Source organism: Ruegeria sp. ANG-R (assembly GCF_000813985.1).
Lineage (GTDB): Bacteria > Pseudomonadota > Alphaproteobacteria > Rhodobacterales > Rhodobacteraceae > Ruegeria.
Genome location: NZ_JWLJ01000001.1, coordinates 798,966 through 816,930, shown reverse-complemented (window position 1 = coordinate 816,930; position 17,965 = coordinate 798,966). Strand labels below are relative to the sequence as shown.

Here is a 17,965-nt window from a genome sequence, read left to right as displayed (position 1 = left end):
GAACAGGCGGATCACGCCGTTGAGCCGGCACCAAGCCCGTCGATGATGGCCTCAAGCTCATCATGCGGGCGGGCGATCACGTGTACGGACACGACTTCGCCCACCTTATTTGCAGCCGTTGCGCCCGCGTCGGTCGCAGCTTTCACAGCACCGACTTCACCGCGCACAAGCGTGGTGACCAGACCGCCGCCCGCCTTGGTCTGGCCCACAATCGAAACGCTGGCCGCCTTGACCATCGCATCTGCTGCTTCGATCGCGCCGACAAGCCCGCGTGTTTCAATCATGCCAAGGGCCATCTGCCCCGCCACTGGTTTCGCCATTTTCCATTCCTCCAAATAAAGTAGATGTTTGCTGTTCGTGGTTCAGGCCGTGGACACGCGGTCGACCACTGCGATGATCGCAAGGTCAACCGGTACGGTGGACAGTCCCCCCGCCATACGCGCCGCAGAGCCGCCGACCACCAGAACCGTGTCCCCGACCCCGGCACCGCAGGTGTCGACAGCAACCCGTGCCGGATCGATCACTTTGCCTTTGCTGTCGACCAGATCCGTCACCAGCAGCTTTGCACCGACCAGCTTGGCGTCCTTGGCGGTTGCGGTGACGGTTCCGGCGACCTTGCCCAGATGCATCAGAACGTCCTCAGGTAACGGTCCAGCTCAACCTGAGTGACCTGCTGGTTGAAGAACTCGAGCTCGCGCTCGGCCTGTTGCAACACCAGTTCCCACAGCATTTCGCCCAGAACATCGCGCAACCACTCTGATCCCCGCGCCAGTTCGATAGCCGTTGGCAAATCGGTAGGAATGGGGTCGCCGATCCCGTCTTCGTAAGCGTTGCCGGTTGTCGGCTCTGACGGGGACAAACCCTGTTCGATCCCGTCGAGCCCCGCCGCAATCTCGGCAGCAAGCAGGAGGTAGGGATTCGCATCTGCACCGGCATCGCGTTTTTCAACACGAACTGCACTGTCGGACCCTTCGATGACCCGAATACCGACGGTGCGATTGTCATAGCCCCAGCTCGCGTTGATCGGGCAGAACGTATAGGGCTGGCGCCGCCGGTAGCCATTGACCGTGCCGCTGCCGCAGATCGCCGTTTCACACATGCGTTGCTGCAACCCGGCGATGAAGGACTTTCCGGTCTCGTTGATCTTGCCGTTGTCGGCGAAGACATTCCTGCCGTCTTTCCAGAGTGAATAATGTGTGTGGAACCCGTTGCCCGACTGATCGAAGAAGGGCTTTGGCATAAAGGTCGCCAGATATCCGTGTGCAATCCCCAGCTGGCGGATAAGAGATTTGAACAGGACGACACGGTCAGCCGCAGCCAGCGCCTCGCCGTAGCGGATGTTCACCTCGATCTGGCCTGCGGCGTATTCCGGGTTCGATTGTTCGATGGGGATGCCACATTCGTTGATCTGTTGACGGATCGGACCAACAATGTGCTCCATCCGTGCGGCACGCCCCAAACCATAGACCTGAATGCCGTTGTCGCGCGGCTGGCCTGTTTCCGGGTCCAGAAGATAGAATTCCAGCTCGGTGCCGACATTGACCTCGAACCCCATCTCACGGGCACGCTCAACCTGACGCAGCAGCGCCTGACGCGGATCGATCGGGACTGGCTTGTGATCCATCCCCTCTGCGCGGCCAAAACATACGGCCACACCCGGCTCCCACGGTACAGAGACGGGTTTGGTCATCGGAAAAACGTGCATATCCGGGTAGCCGTTGTCGAAATTGACATAAGGCGTGTCCCAGACATCGCATGTCATGTCGATGGCCATCAACGCAATCGACAGCGCATTGCCGCTTTTGCAGACGTGGTCCCAGTGGCTGGCCGGAATGCGCTTGCCGCGCATGATGCCATTCAGGTCACCCACCCCCAGTATGACGGTGTGCGTGCCTTCGGGCAGATCAAATCCCGAACTCATTGGTGCGCTCTCCCTGTTTTTTGGCTTTATAAATGCTGTATTCTGTATACAGTATTCACAAAGCCAATCGATAAACAAGGAAAATCTGCACCATGTCCAAGAGCTCGGTCATCGTTGTCGGAGGTGGCATCGTCGGCGTCATGACGGCGCTTACACTGCAAAGGCGTGGCGAATCCGTGACCCTGATTGATCGCTGGGAACCGGGACATTCTCGTGCATCTTCAACGGATTACAACCGGGTTATCCGCGCCATTTCCGGGCGCGACGAGTTCTATACACGTTGGGCGCGGGAGAGCCGCCTGCGCTGGCTGGAACTTCAGGCGGAAAGTGGTCAGAACCTGATGTACGAATGCGGCGCACTGATTCTGGCAACGGGCGGTCATTGTGATTGGGAGAACGCCACAGCAGAAACTTTCGACCGTGTTGGCGTGCCCTACTACAAGTTCGGGCGGCAGGACATCGAATCACGGTTTCCCCAGTTCCGTGTCCCTGACATCGAATACGCTCTGTTCGAACCCGAAGCCGGAATGCTGATGGCGCATCGTTGTGTCCTGACCGGGCTGGACCTGTTTCGTCGCGCGGGCGGCACGGTAGAACGCGGTCGCGTGACCACCGATGGATCAGAGCGCCCAATGCTAGATGGCAAACCGCTCGAGGCGGATTTGATCGTTGTATCGACCGGCCCATGGATGGCGGACATGTTCCCCAGAACAATCAAACCTATATCAACGGTGGTTGGCGTTAACGTCCTTTATACATCGACGCCTGACGGGTCCGAGGAGTTCGACATGAGCCGGATGCCCTGCTGGATCGATCACGGTCAGGGCTCTTTTGGCTTGCCTTCATCCGAAGGTTCTGGCGTCAAAGCTGCGGTCGTCATTCCGGACAAGATCGATCTGGACAATGACGAAAGGCTGATCCGGCAGGAAACGCTGGGCCGAACGCGCAGCTACATCCGGCATCGCTTGCCAGGCCTTGAGGGCGAGAGGGTCGTGGATTCCAAATTCAATCAAATCATCCTGACACCCGACACGCACTTTATTGTCGACTGGCACCCCGAGCACGAAAACGTGCTGTTCGCCGGAGGTTGCTCGGGACATCTGTTCAAACACGCGCCGGTTTTCGCAGAGTTTGCCGCAGGTGTTGGGATGAAGGATTTCGGAACGGCTGATCGTTTCAAGATTACCGGCCGCAGAAAACTAAGCCCGAAGGAAAGCCCCAGCGGGCGTTAACCCTCGGACAGAGCCTGATACAATCCGGAGTTCGGGCATTTCTCTTGCGGCAGGCGATCCCCTGACCGAATGGCATCGCGGCATGTTTTTGCCTGACGGCAATGCCCGCATTTTTCCGCCAACTCCAGACTAAGCTCAGGATGCGCGTTCAGATCGTTTTCGCTCAGACCAAACTGACTGGCCATCGAGAGGATGCGCGCTCGGGCGTCGGGCGCACCGGATCGCAACATGGCCAGATCCGCCCGGGAAAGTCCGAGATCAGACAATTCAAGATCGCTGATGCTTTCATCGCGCGGAGCATTGACGATCCGCGCTATTCGCTGAAAAAAATCCTTGTATCCTGACATTCCGAAACCCTTTATATCGCCATGTATACAGTATACACTGCGGAACCTGACCAAACTTGATCAGGATCAAGAACTTCAGCTCTTACGGATTTGTCATCGCGGACTGTAAGTGCCCCGAAACAGTTCCACGGCCTGCAAGGCAGCAAGATCATCCGGAACCTCTGCGGCGTTCACCGAGGTCATGCCCGTATCCGCTTCACCCGGTGACAGAAGAACTTCGCGCCCTCTTGTGAACAGTTCCTGCAGGTGATGCGCCTTGTATTCGGGATGAAATTGCACGGACCGCGCGGGGAAGTCGTAGTCCAGCGCCCCAACCGGACAGTGACGTGCCGATCCCGTCACCCGTGCGGAATCCGGAACCTGCGTCACCTGATCCTGATGCCAGACAAAAGCGTCAACCTCGTCATCGTCATAGTTAAAACTACGCGCACCAACGACGTTACCAACCTCGGCTTTCTCGGCGCGTCCGCCATAGACGTCAGCCATGATCTGGTGCCCGAAACAGATTCCAAAGACCGGTGTGCGAAACTCACGACAGCGGTCGAGGAACGCGCGCAGCGGCTGCATCCATTCCGTATCATCGTAAACACCGAATTCCGATCCGCCGACGATGACCCCATCGAGGTCTCTGTGTTCGGGAAGCGGCGCGCCGTCGACCACCCCTGCCACCACAAACTCGGCCTCAGGCAGGTGCGGCGCGATCCACTCCTGAATCTGTTGCGCGGTTCGCGGCATCCCCTCCAATAGTGGCAAGGGGTGGGTTGTCAGCTCGAGAACCGCGATCCTCACCAATCGTAAGCCCTGTCAATTCCAGCCATTTTTACCCCTGTAAAGGCTGATGCTTCGAAGCTGAGGGCGCGCAGGTCTTCGGTTTCCAGATTGTGGACCGAGGATTTTCCACACGCCTTTGCCAATGCAGTGATCTCCATGGTCATCGCGGTCAGATAGCGCGCAATGCGTTCAGCGCCAGCGTTGGGGTTCATGCGCGCCTCCAGCTTTTCATCCTGTGTCGCAATGCCGACGGGGCAACGGCCCGTATGGCAATGATGGCAAGCACCGGGGGACGTTCCCAAAGCTGCGTAATCGTCCAGATATCTTGGGCTGTTGCATCCCAGCGCGACCATAGCCGCGTTACCGATCATCACCGCATCAGCGCCCAGTGCCAGACATTTGGCGGCATCCACACCAGACCGGATACCACCTGCCGCAACGAGTGACACTTTGCCGGTCATTCCGCATTCGTCCAGCGCCTCTCGTGCAGCGCGAATAGCGCTCATGGTTGGAATGCCGGTATGGTTCAGCAACAGTTCCGGCGAGGCTCCGGTGCCGCCCTCGGCGCCATCAACAACCACAACATCCGCGCCCGCCTTGGCGGCAACTGCCACGTCAAACCGAGGGCGCGTCGCGCCCATCTTGATGAAGATCGGCACCTGATAGTTGGTGGCAATGCGCAGCTCTTCGATCTTCACTGACAGATCGTCTGCCCCCAAGAAATCGGGGTGACGGATGGTCGATCGTTGGTCCACTCCCTCGGGCAACGTTCGCATCTGGCTGACGCGCGGGCTAACTTTCATACCCAGCAGCAGACCGCCTGTTCCCGGTTTCGCCCCTTGCCCGACGACAAGTTCCAGAGCATCGGCGCGGCGCAAATGATCCAGATCCACACCATACCGGGCGGGTGACATCTGATAGAGCAGGCGCTGGGAGGCTTCGCGCTCCTCTTCCAACATGCCACCCTCGCCCGTGCAGGTCATGGTTCCCACTTTAGAGGCCCCATACCCCAGCGATGCCTTCGCCGATGCCGACAAGGCACCAAAGGACATTGAGGCGATGTAAATCGGAATCTTCAATTCAAGCGGACGCTCTACAAGACCACGACCTGCGCCCAGAACAGTCGTCGTATCGCAACTCTCGCGATAGCCTTCGAGCGGCAGGCGGGTCATCGTCGCAGGAACGAATGTCAGATCGTCGAATGTCGGCAATTGCTTGTTGAACGTGTTGTACCCACGCACCTGATACCGCCCAAGCTGCGCCAGCGCGTGAACCTCTGAGATCGCCTCGGGCGTCCAGCGTGTCGATCCGCCCTCATCGTAAGAGGAGGGAACACCGGCCGGGCGGCCTTCGATGGCGCCGGCGTCGCGAAATCTGATTTCCTCTTCCGAGGCGACGTCGAACGGATATTCGTAAGGTTTACTCAGATCATGAGCCATGCGCTTGCGTCCCTGCTTTCAAAATACCAAAGACGCTGGCCCGAAACCATTTTGCGCCAATTTCGCGAACTGTCGACAAGCCCGAGCGGGTCGAGGATTGCGTCGACCTCGGCCACTTCTTCGGCTGTCGGTTCGATCACGTCGACATCGACGCCCAAGCTGTCAACCTCGCCAGCCACCCAGACCTCGCCTTCCCAAAGCGCATCGGCACAGGATTCCCCTGCCCCGCCAAGCGCGATGATCCGCCCGGAATGTGCCATGAAACCAGATTGATACCCGATCTTGCCCTCGACAACGATGTTTCCACCTTTCATCGCAACACCAACCCGAGGTCCGGCATCGCCTTTGACATGGATCGTTCCGCCAATCATTGCGGCGCCACAGGACATACCGGCATACCCACCCACGGTGATGTGCCCTTTGGCCATGCCTTCACCCACGGCCCAGCCGCAATTACGTTCAATCGAGATGTTCGCACCGATATTGAGGCCACCGCAGTAGTACCCAACCGATCCCTCGAAAGTGATGTCCACATTGTCCGGCAGACCCACACCCAGATTATGGCGAGACAGAGTATCGACCACACGGATCGGCCGACCTGTCGCGCAGGCCTCCATGATCTCGCGGTTCACTTCTCGGATATGCCGCTTGCCGACTTCAATGACGATCTCATCCATTGTTGCTGCCACCTCGCTCATGCCGCCAGGCTCCGGTTTCCGACGCCCCAGATGCCGGTAAGCGACGGGCCATCATAGTTGATCACATCGCATTCCTCGGTCATCACGCGGCGAACCGCTTGTTCCTCGGTCGCGGCTGCAAGATCACCATTGCGGTTGACGACGACCAGCGGCTTCATCGCAAAGCGATCTTTGGCAAAACCGATCCCTCCGGGTGTGGCGATCATGTAGGTGAACACGCCGTCGATCGAGGTGATCGACTTTTTCAAAGCCTGTTCCATCGTCAGGCCGGCCTTCATCTGATCGCTGACCCAAACTGCGATCAGCTCGCTGTCATTTTCGGTCAGGAACCGATAGCCAATCCGGGTCAGCTTATCGCGCCATGTAAAATAGTCGGTGATCTGCCCGTTATGAACAATAGCGACGTCCGAAAACGGGCGCGCCCAGAACGGATGCGATGCATTGGGCAGAACCGAGCTTTCCGTGGCCAACCGCGCGTGTCCCAGCCCATGCGTTCCGACCATATCGCGCACACCGTGCTTTTCAGCCACGGCCTCGGCACCACCGATGTCCTTGATGATCTCAAGGCTGCGACCACAGGACTGCACCTCAATGCGATCCGTCAGCTCGTCGGCATCCGCGACCCAGGCCTGCAAATTGGAAGGGTCCGAGATTTCCATCCGAAAGCAGTAGTGGCGGCTGTGGTCGGTGACTATTTTGGGGTCGGACAGCAAACTGCTTCCGTGTTCACGCAAAATGGCCTCGAATTCAGACAGATCGGCGTCCTGCCGGGCCTTGTCAAACCCCATCCCGCGCAAGACGTATCCCGTTCCCCGCGGCAAGCCGTAAACGGCAAATCCGGTACTGTCTGCCCCCCGATGTTCCTGCGCGTCCATCAGGTCGACCAGATCCGCCCCAACCTTCCCGGGCGCGGCCAGAATTCTACCAGCAATTCCACACATGAAGCGCTCCCTGTTCATTTACTGCTGTATACTGTATACAGTACACGGATAATAGCAACCCCATTCGCCTTGGCACCCGCTGCATTTTTGAATACAGAATTCAGAAAGAACAGAAAGAGAGGCTCCGAGTGGCTCTGAAACAGATCAAAACACAACGTAGGCGTCTGGCGGACGAGGTCTATGACCAACTGGTCGAAGCCATCATGAGTCGCGATATCACCGACGAGGATCGGCTAGTGCAGGAAAAGCTGGCCGCCGAGTTGAACATAAGCCGGACCCCTGTGCGCGAAGCGCTCATGCGGCTGGAAACCGAGGGCGTGCTGGAAGTTGCCGCCAGCGGCGGGTTTCGGCTGGCCCGTATGGATCAAAGTGAGGTACGGCAATTATACCAGGCCCGCGCTGCGATCGAAGGTCAAGCCGCACGAATACTCGCGGTCCACGCGGAACAAGAAGTGCTTGATCGTTTGCGCGAGTTAATTCGCCGCGAAGAAGACCTGACCCAACCTACGACCCGAGACTATTTCATTGCTAATCGACGCATTCACCGGGCATTCATGATCGAAGCGGGTAACAAATTCCTTCTGGACATGTTCGATATGATCTGGGGAAAAGCGATGGCGTTCCACTTGTTTTCCGCAATCGAAAATGTCGATATCTCCAAATCTCTGGGGAACCATCTTTCTCTCGTGGACGCCATTGCAACCGGCGACGTAACCGTAGCGCTGGAAACCTTCACCAGCCATATCCAAGAGGGGTTTGACCTGCAAATCGAGGGATTGAAGGAAGTAGGCAGTGGATGAAGCGCCAGGAAAGATTATCAGATCAGCTGAAGTAGGATGTTTTTTCTCGCCATCTTCTCAGCACAAATGTCGCTAAAATTCTCCGGGGCTGATGTGCGACTTCAAACCAGCCCCGATTAACCCAATGATACTGCGCCGGCTTTTGCAGGTAGAACAGTCAACAAGTATCTATGGCCCAACTGGACACTTTATGTTCAATTCACGTAATGCAGCCCGTTGAACTCACCGCGCCACGCAGAGACTTCTGATAGAACAGGTTCGTCATCCAGGCCACGCTTTATCAGATCGGCCAAACGCTCGGCGTCGTCAGAAGTCATCCCCCAGCGAACCAACTCTGGTGTACCGATCCGAAGGCCATTCAAGTCACCCACGACCAGTTCGATGGGCAAACCGATCCCACAGGCGAGGAACCCGCATTTACGTAGCTGTTTGGATGCTGTCTGTCCGCCGCCATACGGCGCTGCCAGAATTGCGAATTGGTGGGATTCAGTGAAACCAGCCGAGCCGGCAAAGACGGGAATTCCTTTCGCATCCAATGCGTTGGCCAGAGCTTTCGACATTGCGATCATCTCGGTCGCGTAGGCCGAGCCAAAATCTTTCCAATCCAGCATTGTAACCGCGAGCGCCGCAGTCTTGGCGGCATCGAAGTTGGCTGTCATGCCCGGAAAGGCAATAGCATCCAGAGCTTTCGCAATCTCGTCATCATTCGATACGATCAGACCTCCGGCCGGGCCACCGAGGCTTTTGTATGTGCTCATTGTCATGAAATGCGCACCCTCTTTCAAAGGGTTGGACCACGCACGTCCAGCGATGATACCGCATTGGTGGGCGGCGTCGAACATGACCTTCGCACCGACCTCATCCGCAATGGCCCGCACCTCTGCCACGGGATGCTCAAACAGGTTCAGACTACCGCCAATGGTGATCAGCTTGGGCTGTTCGATCTTTGCCAGCTGCCTCAACTGATCCAGATCAACGGTGTAACCGTCAACATCTACGGGCGCTTCTATAGTGCGCAGCCCAAATAATCCCGCACACCCCGCCAAATGGTGTGTCACATGCCCGCCAATCGACGCAGGCGGCGCGATGATTGTGTCGCCTGGCTTGCAGGTCGCCATGAAACCGTAGAGGTTGGCAATTGCGCCGGATGGTACCCGAACCTCGGCAAAGCGGGCATCAAAAACCTCGGCACAAAGTTCTGCGGCCATGATTTCGATCTCTTCAATCGCCTCCAGCCCCATTTCATATTTATCGCCGGGATAACCCAGCGAGGGACGGGACCCGATGCCGGAAGACAAAAGCGCCTCGGCCTTCGGGTTCATAACGTTGGTTGCCGGATTGAGGTTGAAGCACTCATTCTCGTGAATCCGGCGGTTCTCCTCTGCCAGACGCGCAAGCCGAGCCAGGAGATCGCCCGACGATGCTGATGCAGTCTTGGTTGCAATATCCTGAACCAAGGTTTCGCTGGCAGCGGGTACCCAATCTCTTTGAGCAAGTGTCATCTGACGTCCTCCTGTTTTTTTTACACTCTGACCGCACCCGCGTGACATCGCAAAGCAGAATTGCTATTTCTTGGGGTAGAAAAACTAAGGCTAAGATAATGAGCGTCGCGCCCAAACGTCCCAAGGGTCCCCCCCTAAATGCCATGCGGGCATTTGAGGCGGCGGCCCGACACATCAGCTTTGTTGCCGCCGCTGAAGAATTGAACGTCTCGCCGGGGGCGATCTCACAGCATATAAAGACACTGGAGGGTTGGGCGGGCACACCGCTTTTTCGTCGCAACGCACAAGGGGTTGAGCTTACGCCTGAGGGGCAGACACTTGTTGCAGACTTCACCACAGCTTTTGATTACATGGCCGATGCGGCCCGTGCGCTGCGCAACATCAAACCCAACGCCGATTTTCACATCGCCGCCCTACCCGCCGTCGCCCAGCTCTGGCTGCCCAAACGGTTGCGTCGGATCAGAGAGCAGCTTCCGGAGATCAGTTTCTCCGTCACTGCGATGGAAACGGCACCGTCTCTCTCACGTGAGATGTTCGACCTTTCAATTTTCTTTGCCAAACCCGACAGTTCGCCAAACCAAATTTCCGTTTGCCGCGATGTAATCGTACCGGTGTGTGCGCCCACTCTTCTGGATCAGACGCAGAGAGCCGGCGGGTTCCAGGGCATTCCAACGCTGCACGATCAGATTTGGAAGGACGATTGGGCAACCTGGTCCCGGAACGCTAGTTATGACCTGCGCAATAACAAGAGCGGCCCGCAGTTCTCGCTTTATAGCCTTGCCGTTGAAGAGGCCAAAGCTGGCGCTGGCGTGCTGATGGGGCACCTGTGTCTGATCGAAGAGGCCCTGAAATCCGGGGCACTAGCGACTGCGCATCCGCAAAGCTGTTCAACAGGTCTTTCTCTTGTGATCCAATTGCCTGCGCAATCAAGACGAAGATCCGAGACGGATCAGGTTGTCGCGTTGCTTTCCGCATGAGTGAAAGCGCGAAACCGTTTCTCGTTGCCAATGTCAGAAAACCGAGTAATCAAACCGGTTCTTCAATTCAGAGATTGAGGGCAACGGTAGCATCATCCAGAATACTGCGGAAACGCGTGCTTGAAGCCGGCACAAGTGCCAAAACGTGCGCTTTGCTGAGCTCTGGATTTCTGCGTCGCGCTTCAGTGATCCACCAGTCTGCTTTTTTGTTGTCACCCTTCAACCAGTTGCTCATCGCAGCAAAAAAGGCCATTCCCGCATGAGACCAGGGCGTTCGCGCCGCCGTTTCGGCCCAATAGACGGCGGAATTCAGGTCACCATGTGCAATGTGAACCCACATCTTGTTTCCGGTCATGCCTGGTTTGAAGGGGTCGATCGGACTTAGGTCAATTGCACGGTTCGCCTGATCAAGAGCCGTTTCAAAATCATCCGTGAATACATTTGCCCAACTGGAGCCGTAGTACCCCCATGTATAATTAGGGCACGACGCAACGGATTGCGCAAACCACTGCTTGCTGCCTTCAGGGTCATGGTCCAGCCAATGACAACGCCCCATGATAAAGCTTGCAAACGGATCTCTGGGTTGCAATGTCAGACTTTGTTCAGCGTATCTGCGAGCTGTTTCAGCTTCGGCCGCGAAATCCGAACGGTAGCGCATAAACGCATTCTGGAAGTGAACGAACGCCATCCCTGCACAGGCGCGGGCTAGTCGAGGGTCAAGCGAAAGCGCCCGGCTCAGCATCTTCTCCGCAATCGCGTTTCCGCTTTGGCTGAATTGGCTCATGTAGTGAAACCCCAGATGCATCGAGGACCAGGCGTCCAGATTCTCAGCCGAGACGGGACCAATAGATAATGTCTCGTGTTGAGGGATCTCCAGTTCAGCAACCATAATCACATTGGCCGCTATTTCGGCGCGTAAGGCGTGTATATCGTCCATACTGGCACTTTTGCGGAGCGCCCAAATGACTTCTGAACTGCGCGTATCGGAAAGCTCTGTATCAATCGTGATCCGGTTGCCATTCATATCGATCACACCGGTCAGACAGTACCGAGCCCCGAGGATGCGATTGACTTCGGTCAGGTCAATCTGCCTGCCACGAAACCTGAAGGCCGAACCGTGCGAAACCACTTTGATCCACCGCAGGCTTGCGAGGGTCATGATCAATTCACGCGGGATCGCCTCCTCTATAGCTTCAAATCTGTCCATGTCGCCGTTTCGCTGAAACGGCAGCACAGCGATTGACGGCGGCGGCTCCTTAACGGGTAGATCGAACGGAGCTTGCTCAACACCAGATTTTTTCTCCTGCTCGACGCGCTCTGACTGAGCCGACGCGCGCAACCTGACCTCTCCCATGAACCGGAAGCCATGACCGCGTATTGTACGAATGAGGTTCGGATCTTGACTGGTATCCACCAGCACACGTCGGAGGTCTCGGATTCGGCTGGAAATAGCATCTTCGGAAACGATGCGCCCTCTCCAGACTTTCTCGACGATTTCGTCCCGACTGACCACACGGTGGGCATTTTCCACCAGCAGACACAGAAGATCGAAGACCTGCGGCTGCAGGTGAACCGGCCGCCCGTCACACAGCAGTTCTCGGCGCGCACCATCCAGAAGAAAGGGTTCGAACGCATATTTCACAACGGCAAACCACGTTTCAAAATTGGTCCCTCAAGCATACCGTGATTGAGAATCCCTGCAATATCCCGGAAATCTCCACCTTGTCTCCCAGCGACGCGCCACAATCCGGCCTAATGCTGACGGATCAGAAACTGACCCAGGGAGGCACAATTGTCCGATTTTGCGACGAACCCAAACCTGCCATTGGCCGGAGATGAATATTTCCTGTCAGACGGCGGCATTGAAACAACGCTGATATTTCAGGACGGAATCGACCTGCCCTTGTTCGCGGCTTTCGTTTTGCTTGAAACCGAGCATGGGCGGCGTGCGCTGACCAGCTACTACGAGCGCCACATCGCCGTCGCCCGCGCGCATCGGCTTGGCTTCATTCTGGAAAGCCCAACTTGGCGATCAAGTCGGGACTGGGGGCAAAAGCTCGGTTACAGCCCCGGCGATCTCGACCGGATCAATGCCGAAGCAATTTATCTCATGCGCACGCTACGCAATCTCCACGCAGATACGGTTGCGCCGCTTGTCATAAGCGGCTGCGTCGGACCTCGGGGCGATGGATATGTACCGGGAGAATTGATGACCGCAACCGAAGCCCGCGACTATCACGCGCCCCAGATCGGCGCCATGTGCAAGGCCGGGGCAGATATGGTCACTGCAATCACGATGAATAATACATCAGAAGCTACAGGGATTGCGCTGGCCGCGAAAGCACAGGCTGCGCCTGTAGTGATAGCCTTTACGGTCGAGACGGACGGTGCTTTACCGACAGGGCAGACTCTGGCCGATGCAATTCACGAAGTCGATGGAGCTACCGGAGCGTCCCCGATCTACTACATGGTCAATTGTGCCCATCCGGACCACTTCGACCACGTACTGCGCGCAGGAGGGGATTGGATGTATCGTATCGGTGGCGTGAGAGCCAATGCATCGCGCATGTCTCATGCCGAACTGGACGAAAGCGAAGTGCTGGATGACGGCAACCCCGCAGAGTTGGGCGAAGACTACCGCAGACTGATGGGGCTTTTGCCCAACCTGCGCGTCATGGGCGGTTGTTGCGGCACCGATCATCGGCATGTGGATGCGATGGGCCGGGCCTGCAAACATGCTCATCCCGTTGCCGCACAGTAAATGCGCCGGCAAAGCGGCGAACCGGGCGCGCCCGGTTCGCATTGAATATTGGGAAACTATAAAATGGAAATCACAATTCGCCCCGCCTCTTCCAAGGACACAAAGGCTGCGGGTACATTGTCCCATCCGGCAGTGATGCTGGGAACGATGCAGCTGACCTGCGTACACGACGCTTTTGTCGCCCAATGGACCGCTGCGCAGCCTGATTGTACCGTTTGGTCGCTGAATACAAAGACGAGATTTCGCCTACGGCCAGATGGGTAGCTACCGTAACATACCGCCTAATAATCATGTTCGGGAAATCGACCTGATCGCGGTCCGCAGTAGGTTTCAAGAGCAAGACACGGGTAAGGCTTCGATCAACGCTTTGTTGAATTTGACCAACAATGGCTGCAATTGGAACGGACGAGGTTGCTTGCTTGGTCCGACAAAACACGCACCATTTCCCTTTTTTCAGGCTTATAGGTTCGAGGTTGAAGGAGCGCTCCGTCGTTATTCAAGGCTCCCTCGTAGGTTTACCGACGCGCATACGATGAGGCGCCAAGTTAATCAAAGTCAGCGTCCGATAACAAAGTCGTTTGTGAAGCGGGAATGCGCCCTTTAGCGCCGCAACAATCCTGAGCAACGTCATTTGAACAAAGGTCCACTTGAAATTGGACCCATCTTCTTCTCAAACGAAACACAGGGACCGATGAGATGATAATTCCCGCAAGGTTTCTTCGCCAAAGCTAGGCAATTTGCCACCGGGATGAATCACTATCGAAGCAACAAGGCACGAGTTCATTCTTTGAGCCGTATGAATTCACGGTTCGAAAGAATAAGTGAGGGATAAATTAAAAGATGTGTAGGGTTTATCGGGGCAACTCTACTATTCAAAAGGAGTAGTGGCGGAGAGACAGGGATTCGAACCCTGGAGACGGTTTCCCGCCTACACACTTTCCAGGCGTGCGCCTTCGACCACTCGGCCACCTCTCCGTGCCGGCGTTATTTGGACCATAGCATCCGGATTTGCAAGGCCCGATTACAGCGGAATTACAACTCATCTCCGTCGCCCGAATCCAGATCTGCTTCGGTCAGGTCAACAGGGCCCGAGCGTTGCTCGGAAGCGGTATCCGGTACTGACGGTTTTGCCGCTGGGGCGGGTACGGCTGCGCTTTCGTCGCGCAGAACCTCGGCATTCCGAAGCCAGACGTCGCGTTGAGCGAAAGGTATTTCGATTCCCTCATCGACAAAACGACGGTTGATCTCGTGGTTCATGTCGGATTTGACCGACAGGACCCAGTTGACATCCCGCAGGATCGCGCGGATTTCAAAATCCAGCGAATCCGCACCGAACCCCTGGAACACAACACTGGGCGCCGGGTTGGCCAGAACCATCGGATGTCCGTTTGCGATCTCGCCCAAAATGGTTTCGACCTTGCGAGTGTCCGTTCCGTACGCCACGCCCACGGGTACGATTACCCGGCCAATCGTATTGCCACGCGTGTAGTTTGTAACCACGCCGCTTATCAGGTCCGAGTTCGGAACGATTACATCTGTCCTGTCGAAGGTTTCGATCCGCGTGGAGCGGACCGAGATATCCCGGACATATCCCATCATTCCGTTCACATCGATCCAATCACCCTTGGAAATCGGGCGCTCTACCAAAAGGATGATCCCCGAAACAAAGTTCGACACGATGGTTTGCAGTCCGAATCCGATACCGACCGACAAGGCACCTGCCACAATCGCCAGCGACGACAGATCAAACCCGGCAACCATGATGGCAACCAGTGCTGCCAGAAAAATACCAACGTACCCGGTGCCCGATACGATGGCATTCTGGCCGCCGGGATCAATGCTTGTCTTTGGCAGCAGCGAGTTGCGTAGCCCGCTTTGCAGAAGACGGGTCAGCGTATAGCCGATGGCAAAGACAGCTACGAACGTCAGGAAATTGCTGGGCGAAATCGTGACGCCGCCAATATCGAACCCCAACAGCAGCCGCGACCATGCCTCAAGCAAGTCCGTTTCGCGCGCGCCCCAGTAAAGCGCCAGAACTGGCAGCGCCAGAATCGCAAGCGCGAATCCGACCAGAACCGAGAACAATGAGTCGCGCGCCGCCTCGCCCTGCCCGGACAGCCAGCCATAAACCGTGCTGATAAAGCGCTGCACGATTACGAGGGCGGCGATGAGGACCAGAGTTTTCACGGCTGGGAAAACGATTGCCTCGGCGGCATTTATATAACCAAAGGCCGCCAGAATCGGCGTCGCTATCCCGAGCATGAACAAAGCCCGTCTCAGGAACTCTACCAGCTGGCTAAACCCTGCAGCGCGCCGATTGGCTTCCTGACTTGCCTGCTCCTGCTGCGGTTCTGTTTGCCGAACCTGACGCACACGCAGCAGCAAAAGCGCTGTTACCAGAACGATCGGAAAGCCAACGACTGCGCGTGTCGCGTCCGAGATGTTCTCGATCTGCTCAAACAAAATCGCCAGTTCATGCAGGATAAGCATGACGGCGAGCAGATCGATATAGACCCGCAGCTCTCTGATTTTGCCGCGCGACAATCTCGTGAAATTCTGGGCTGCGCCGATCAGGTAAATCTGCCGACCAATCCAATCAAAGTAGAATATGATCGCAGCCCAATAGGGGATGTGCTGGAACAACAAAGTGCCGCGCAGGCCCAGCACACCAGTCAGCATAACGGCTGAGACCAGGGCCAAAACGCCCAACCACGGAAGTAAAATTCGTAGCAGTGAGATTACAAAGGTCCAGACGCCACTGCCCTGCCCCCCAAAAGACCGCAGATACGCACCGCCCTTCTCAGACCACCTGCGCCCGTACAGCAACAGCACCGCCGCGATTGTCAGCAGGGCGAATATGCCGAGGCCACGCGCGCGAATCTGTTCGCGCACCACATCGGTTTGCAGATTCTCGATCGTCTCATTTATCAGGCTTCGCGTCGCTTCTTTGACATCTACCCACGCCGGGGCCCAATAGGTGGGATTGAACGGCGAAGGCCCGCGTTCCAGCATCTCTTTTGTTTGCCGATCGCGGATTATCCGGTCAATTTCGCTGATCAGCCCATTCGCGCGGCTGAATGCTTCTTCCGAGATGATACGCGGAACGCGCAAACTGTTAAGCTGATTTTCCAGATGCGCACGCAGCTTTGCGATGTCCTCAGGCTCTGTTTCGCCTTCCGCCGGCTTTGCCCCCAACGCCTTGAGCTGACTTTCCAACGTCTGAATACGATCCGTATTGGCGCCACGTGCCTTGTTAAAGTCCTCGCGGTAGGTATTGATTTCCGAGCGTAAATTCTCCAACGCGGCATTCGAAGCACGGTTGGTCCGGATCACGCTTTCCGCCCGATCAGCCGTGCTGACCCAGCCCTGATAGTATTCACTCTGACGGTCGGTAAGCTGGGCAGACGCGATCCCAGCCAGCCCGATCAGGCAGCATACCGTCAGAACCAGAAACAGGCGGACCTGTCGCAGCATCACACGTCCTCAAATACACCGGGTATGCTGCGCGGTGCCTCGGTCATCCAGTCCGGAACGGGCAGCTCTTTTTCCCTCAGGAAATCGGGATTGAACAGCTTGGATTGGTAGCGGGTGCCATAGTCGCACAAAATGGTTACGATCGTGTGCCCCGGCCCCATCTCTTTTGCCAGGCGAACCGCACCGGCAATGTTGATCGCGGTCGATCCGCCCATCACCAAACCCTCTTCGCGCAGCAGGTCGAAGATATAGGGCAACGCCTCGTTGTCGGTGATCTGCCACGAATGATCTGGCGTGAACCCTTCAAGGTTCTTCGTAATCCTCACCTGCCCGATACCTTCTGCGATCGAGCCACCCTCCATCGCGATCTCACCCGTGGTATAGTAGGAATACAATCCGGCTCCCATCGGATCAGCCAGACCGATCTTGACGCCCTTGGGCTGCAAGGCCTCTGCCACCCCAGCCAAAGTTCCACCAGAGCCAACGGCACAGATGAAGCCGTCGACCTTGCCGCCGGTTTGCGTCCAGATTTCCGGGCCGGTGGTTTCCACGTGGGCCTGACGGTTTGCGACATTGTCGAACTGGTTCGCCCAGATCGCACCATTCGGCTCGGTTTGAGCCAACTGTTCGGCCAAACGGCGGGAATAATGGACAAAGTTATTTGGGTTGCGGTAGGGCGCTGCGGGCACCTGCACCAGTTGCGCCCCGGCAAGGCGCAACATGTCCTTCTTTTCTTCGGATTGCGTTTCGGGAATGACGATTACCGTCTTGAACCCCATGGACGCCCCGACCAGTGCCAGACCGATCCCGGTGTTACCGGCCGTGCCTTCAACGATCGTGCCACCGGGCTTCAGATCACCGCGGGCAATCGCGTCGCGGATGATAAACAGCGCGGCACGGTCCTTGACGGATTGACCCGGGTTCATGAATTCGGCCTTGCCGAGAATTTCACAGCCTGTTTCTTCGCTGACGCGACGCAGCCGGATCAAAGGTGTTTTACCGACCGCGTCGGCAAGGTCTCGAGCAATGCGCATGGCGTCCTCTTGTCATATGGTATCGCAGAAGATTTACAGGTGCCCCGTCTTGATCACAAGGCGCGATA

General features: G+C 56.8%; 16 protein-coding genes and 1 tRNA gene. 4 read left to right on the top strand and 13 right to left on the bottom strand.

What is annotated here, in order from left to right; all coding sequences use genetic code 11:
* Positions 1 to 11: 11 nt before the first annotated feature.
* From RA27_RS04050 to RA27_RS04040, 3 genes are read right to left on the bottom strand one after another with little or no spacing between them, the layout of a single operon-like run.
* Positions 12 to 320 (bottom strand): BMC domain-containing protein, encoded by a 309-nt coding sequence (locus RA27_RS04050; protein ID WP_039535201.1) that lies wholly within the window; start codon positions 318 to 320, stop codon positions 12 to 14.
* Positions 321 to 362: 42 nt separating this feature from the next.
* Positions 363 to 629 carry a EutN/CcmL family microcompartment protein gene (locus tag RA27_RS04045; RefSeq protein ID WP_039535199.1) on the bottom strand — a complete coding sequence of 89 codons (267 nt, stop codon included), beginning with the start codon at positions 627 to 629 and terminating at the stop codon, positions 363 to 365.
* Positions 629 to 1,921 (bottom strand): glutamine synthetase family protein, encoded by a 1,293-nt coding sequence (locus tag RA27_RS04040; RefSeq protein ID WP_039535197.1) that lies wholly within the window; start codon positions 1,919 to 1,921, stop codon positions 629 to 631. The genes RA27_RS04045 and RA27_RS04040 overlap by 1 nt, the downstream gene beginning before the upstream one ends.
* Before the next feature lie 92 nt (positions 1,922 to 2,013).
* Between RA27_RS04040 and RA27_RS04035 the strand changes: the two genes are divergently transcribed.
* Positions 2,014 to 3,153, top strand: coding sequence for an FAD-dependent oxidoreductase (locus RA27_RS04035; protein ID WP_039535195.1), 1,140 nt, complete (start codon positions 2,014 to 2,016; stop codon positions 3,151 to 3,153).
* Here the strand turns inward: RA27_RS04035 and RA27_RS04030 are convergent.
* The 5 genes from RA27_RS04030 to RA27_RS04010 form a co-directional block, all read right to left on the bottom strand.
* The gene (locus tag RA27_RS04030; protein ID WP_039535193.1) at positions 3,150 to 3,500 is read right to left on the bottom strand and encodes a hypothetical protein; all 351 of its coding nucleotides are present in this window, start codon (positions 3,498 to 3,500) and stop codon (positions 3,150 to 3,152) included. The genes RA27_RS04035 and RA27_RS04030 overlap by 4 nt on opposite strands.
* Before the next feature lie 93 nt (positions 3,501 to 3,593).
* Positions 3,594 to 4,235: a type 1 glutamine amidotransferase gene (locus RA27_RS04025; protein WP_052265163.1), complete on the bottom strand. Its 642-nt coding sequence runs from the start codon at positions 4,233 to 4,235 to the stop codon at positions 3,594 to 3,596.
* Between the two features lie 50 nt (positions 4,236 to 4,285).
* The gene (locus RA27_RS04020; RefSeq protein ID WP_082025023.1) at positions 4,286 to 5,710 is read right to left on the bottom strand and encodes an FMN-binding glutamate synthase family protein; all 1,425 of its coding nucleotides are present in this window, start codon (positions 5,708 to 5,710) and stop codon (positions 4,286 to 4,288) included.
* Positions 5,695 to 6,408, bottom strand: a complete 714-nt coding sequence (locus RA27_RS23495; protein ID WP_082025056.1) for a hypothetical protein — start codon at positions 6,406 to 6,408, stop codon at positions 5,695 to 5,697. Before RA27_RS23495 ends, RA27_RS04020 begins: the two co-directional genes overlap by 16 nt.
* A complete protein-coding gene (locus RA27_RS04010; RefSeq protein ID WP_052265162.1) occupies positions 6,405 to 7,349 on the bottom strand; it encodes a hypothetical protein in 945 nt (314 codons plus the stop codon). The genes RA27_RS23495 and RA27_RS04010 overlap by 4 nt, the downstream gene beginning before the upstream one ends.
* A 128-nt stretch (positions 7,350 to 7,477) precedes the next feature.
* Here RA27_RS04010 and RA27_RS04005 point away from each other — a divergent pair, with 128 nt between their 5' ends.
* Positions 7,478 to 8,149, top strand: a complete 672-nt coding sequence (locus RA27_RS04005; protein ID WP_039535191.1) for a GntR family transcriptional regulator — start codon at positions 7,478 to 7,480, stop codon at positions 8,147 to 8,149.
* Between the two features lie 194 nt (positions 8,150 to 8,343).
* Here RA27_RS04005 and RA27_RS04000 read toward each other — a convergent pair whose 3' ends face one another.
* Positions 8,344 to 9,651 (bottom strand): aminotransferase class I/II-fold pyridoxal phosphate-dependent enzyme, encoded by a 1,308-nt coding sequence (locus RA27_RS04000; RefSeq protein WP_039535189.1) that lies wholly within the window; start codon positions 9,649 to 9,651, stop codon positions 8,344 to 8,346.
* Between the two features lie 98 nt (positions 9,652 to 9,749).
* Between RA27_RS04000 and RA27_RS03995 the strand changes: the two genes are divergently transcribed.
* Complete coding sequence (locus RA27_RS03995) at positions 9,750 to 10,628, top strand: LysR family transcriptional regulator (RefSeq protein ID WP_039535188.1); 879 nt, start codon at positions 9,750 to 9,752, stop codon at positions 10,626 to 10,628.
* A 67-nt stretch (positions 10,629 to 10,695) separates the two neighbouring features.
* Here RA27_RS03995 and RA27_RS03990 read toward each other — a convergent pair whose 3' ends face one another.
* Positions 10,696 to 12,270 carry a winged helix-turn-helix domain-containing protein gene (locus RA27_RS03990; RefSeq protein WP_052265161.1) on the bottom strand — a complete coding sequence of 525 codons (1,575 nt, stop codon included), beginning with the start codon at positions 12,268 to 12,270 and terminating at the stop codon, positions 10,696 to 10,698.
* A gap of 150 nt (positions 12,271 to 12,420) precedes the next feature.
* On the opposite strand from RA27_RS03990, the gene RA27_RS03985 reads away from it, so the two are divergent.
* The gene (locus tag RA27_RS03985; protein WP_039535186.1) at positions 12,421 to 13,389 is read left to right on the top strand and encodes a homocysteine S-methyltransferase family protein; all 969 of its coding nucleotides are present in this window, start codon (positions 12,421 to 12,423) and stop codon (positions 13,387 to 13,389) included.
* A gap of 885 nt (positions 13,390 to 14,274) precedes the next feature.
* Here RA27_RS03985 and RA27_RS03980 read toward each other — a convergent pair.
* From RA27_RS03980 to RA27_RS03970, 3 genes are all read right to left on the bottom strand, one after another.
* Positions 14,275 to 14,364 (bottom strand) — tRNA-Ser (locus tag RA27_RS03980).
* Positions 14,365 to 14,421: 57 nt separating this feature from the next.
* The gene (locus RA27_RS03975; protein WP_039535184.1) at positions 14,422 to 16,863 is read right to left on the bottom strand and encodes a DUF3772 domain-containing protein; all 2,442 of its coding nucleotides are present in this window, start codon (positions 16,861 to 16,863) and stop codon (positions 14,422 to 14,424) included.
* A complete protein-coding gene (locus RA27_RS03970; protein ID WP_039535182.1) occupies positions 16,863 to 17,897 on the bottom strand; it encodes a cysteine synthase A in 1,035 nt (344 codons plus the stop codon). Before RA27_RS03970 ends, RA27_RS03975 begins: the two co-directional genes overlap by 1 nt.
* Positions 17,898 to 17,965: the final 68 nt, after the last annotated feature.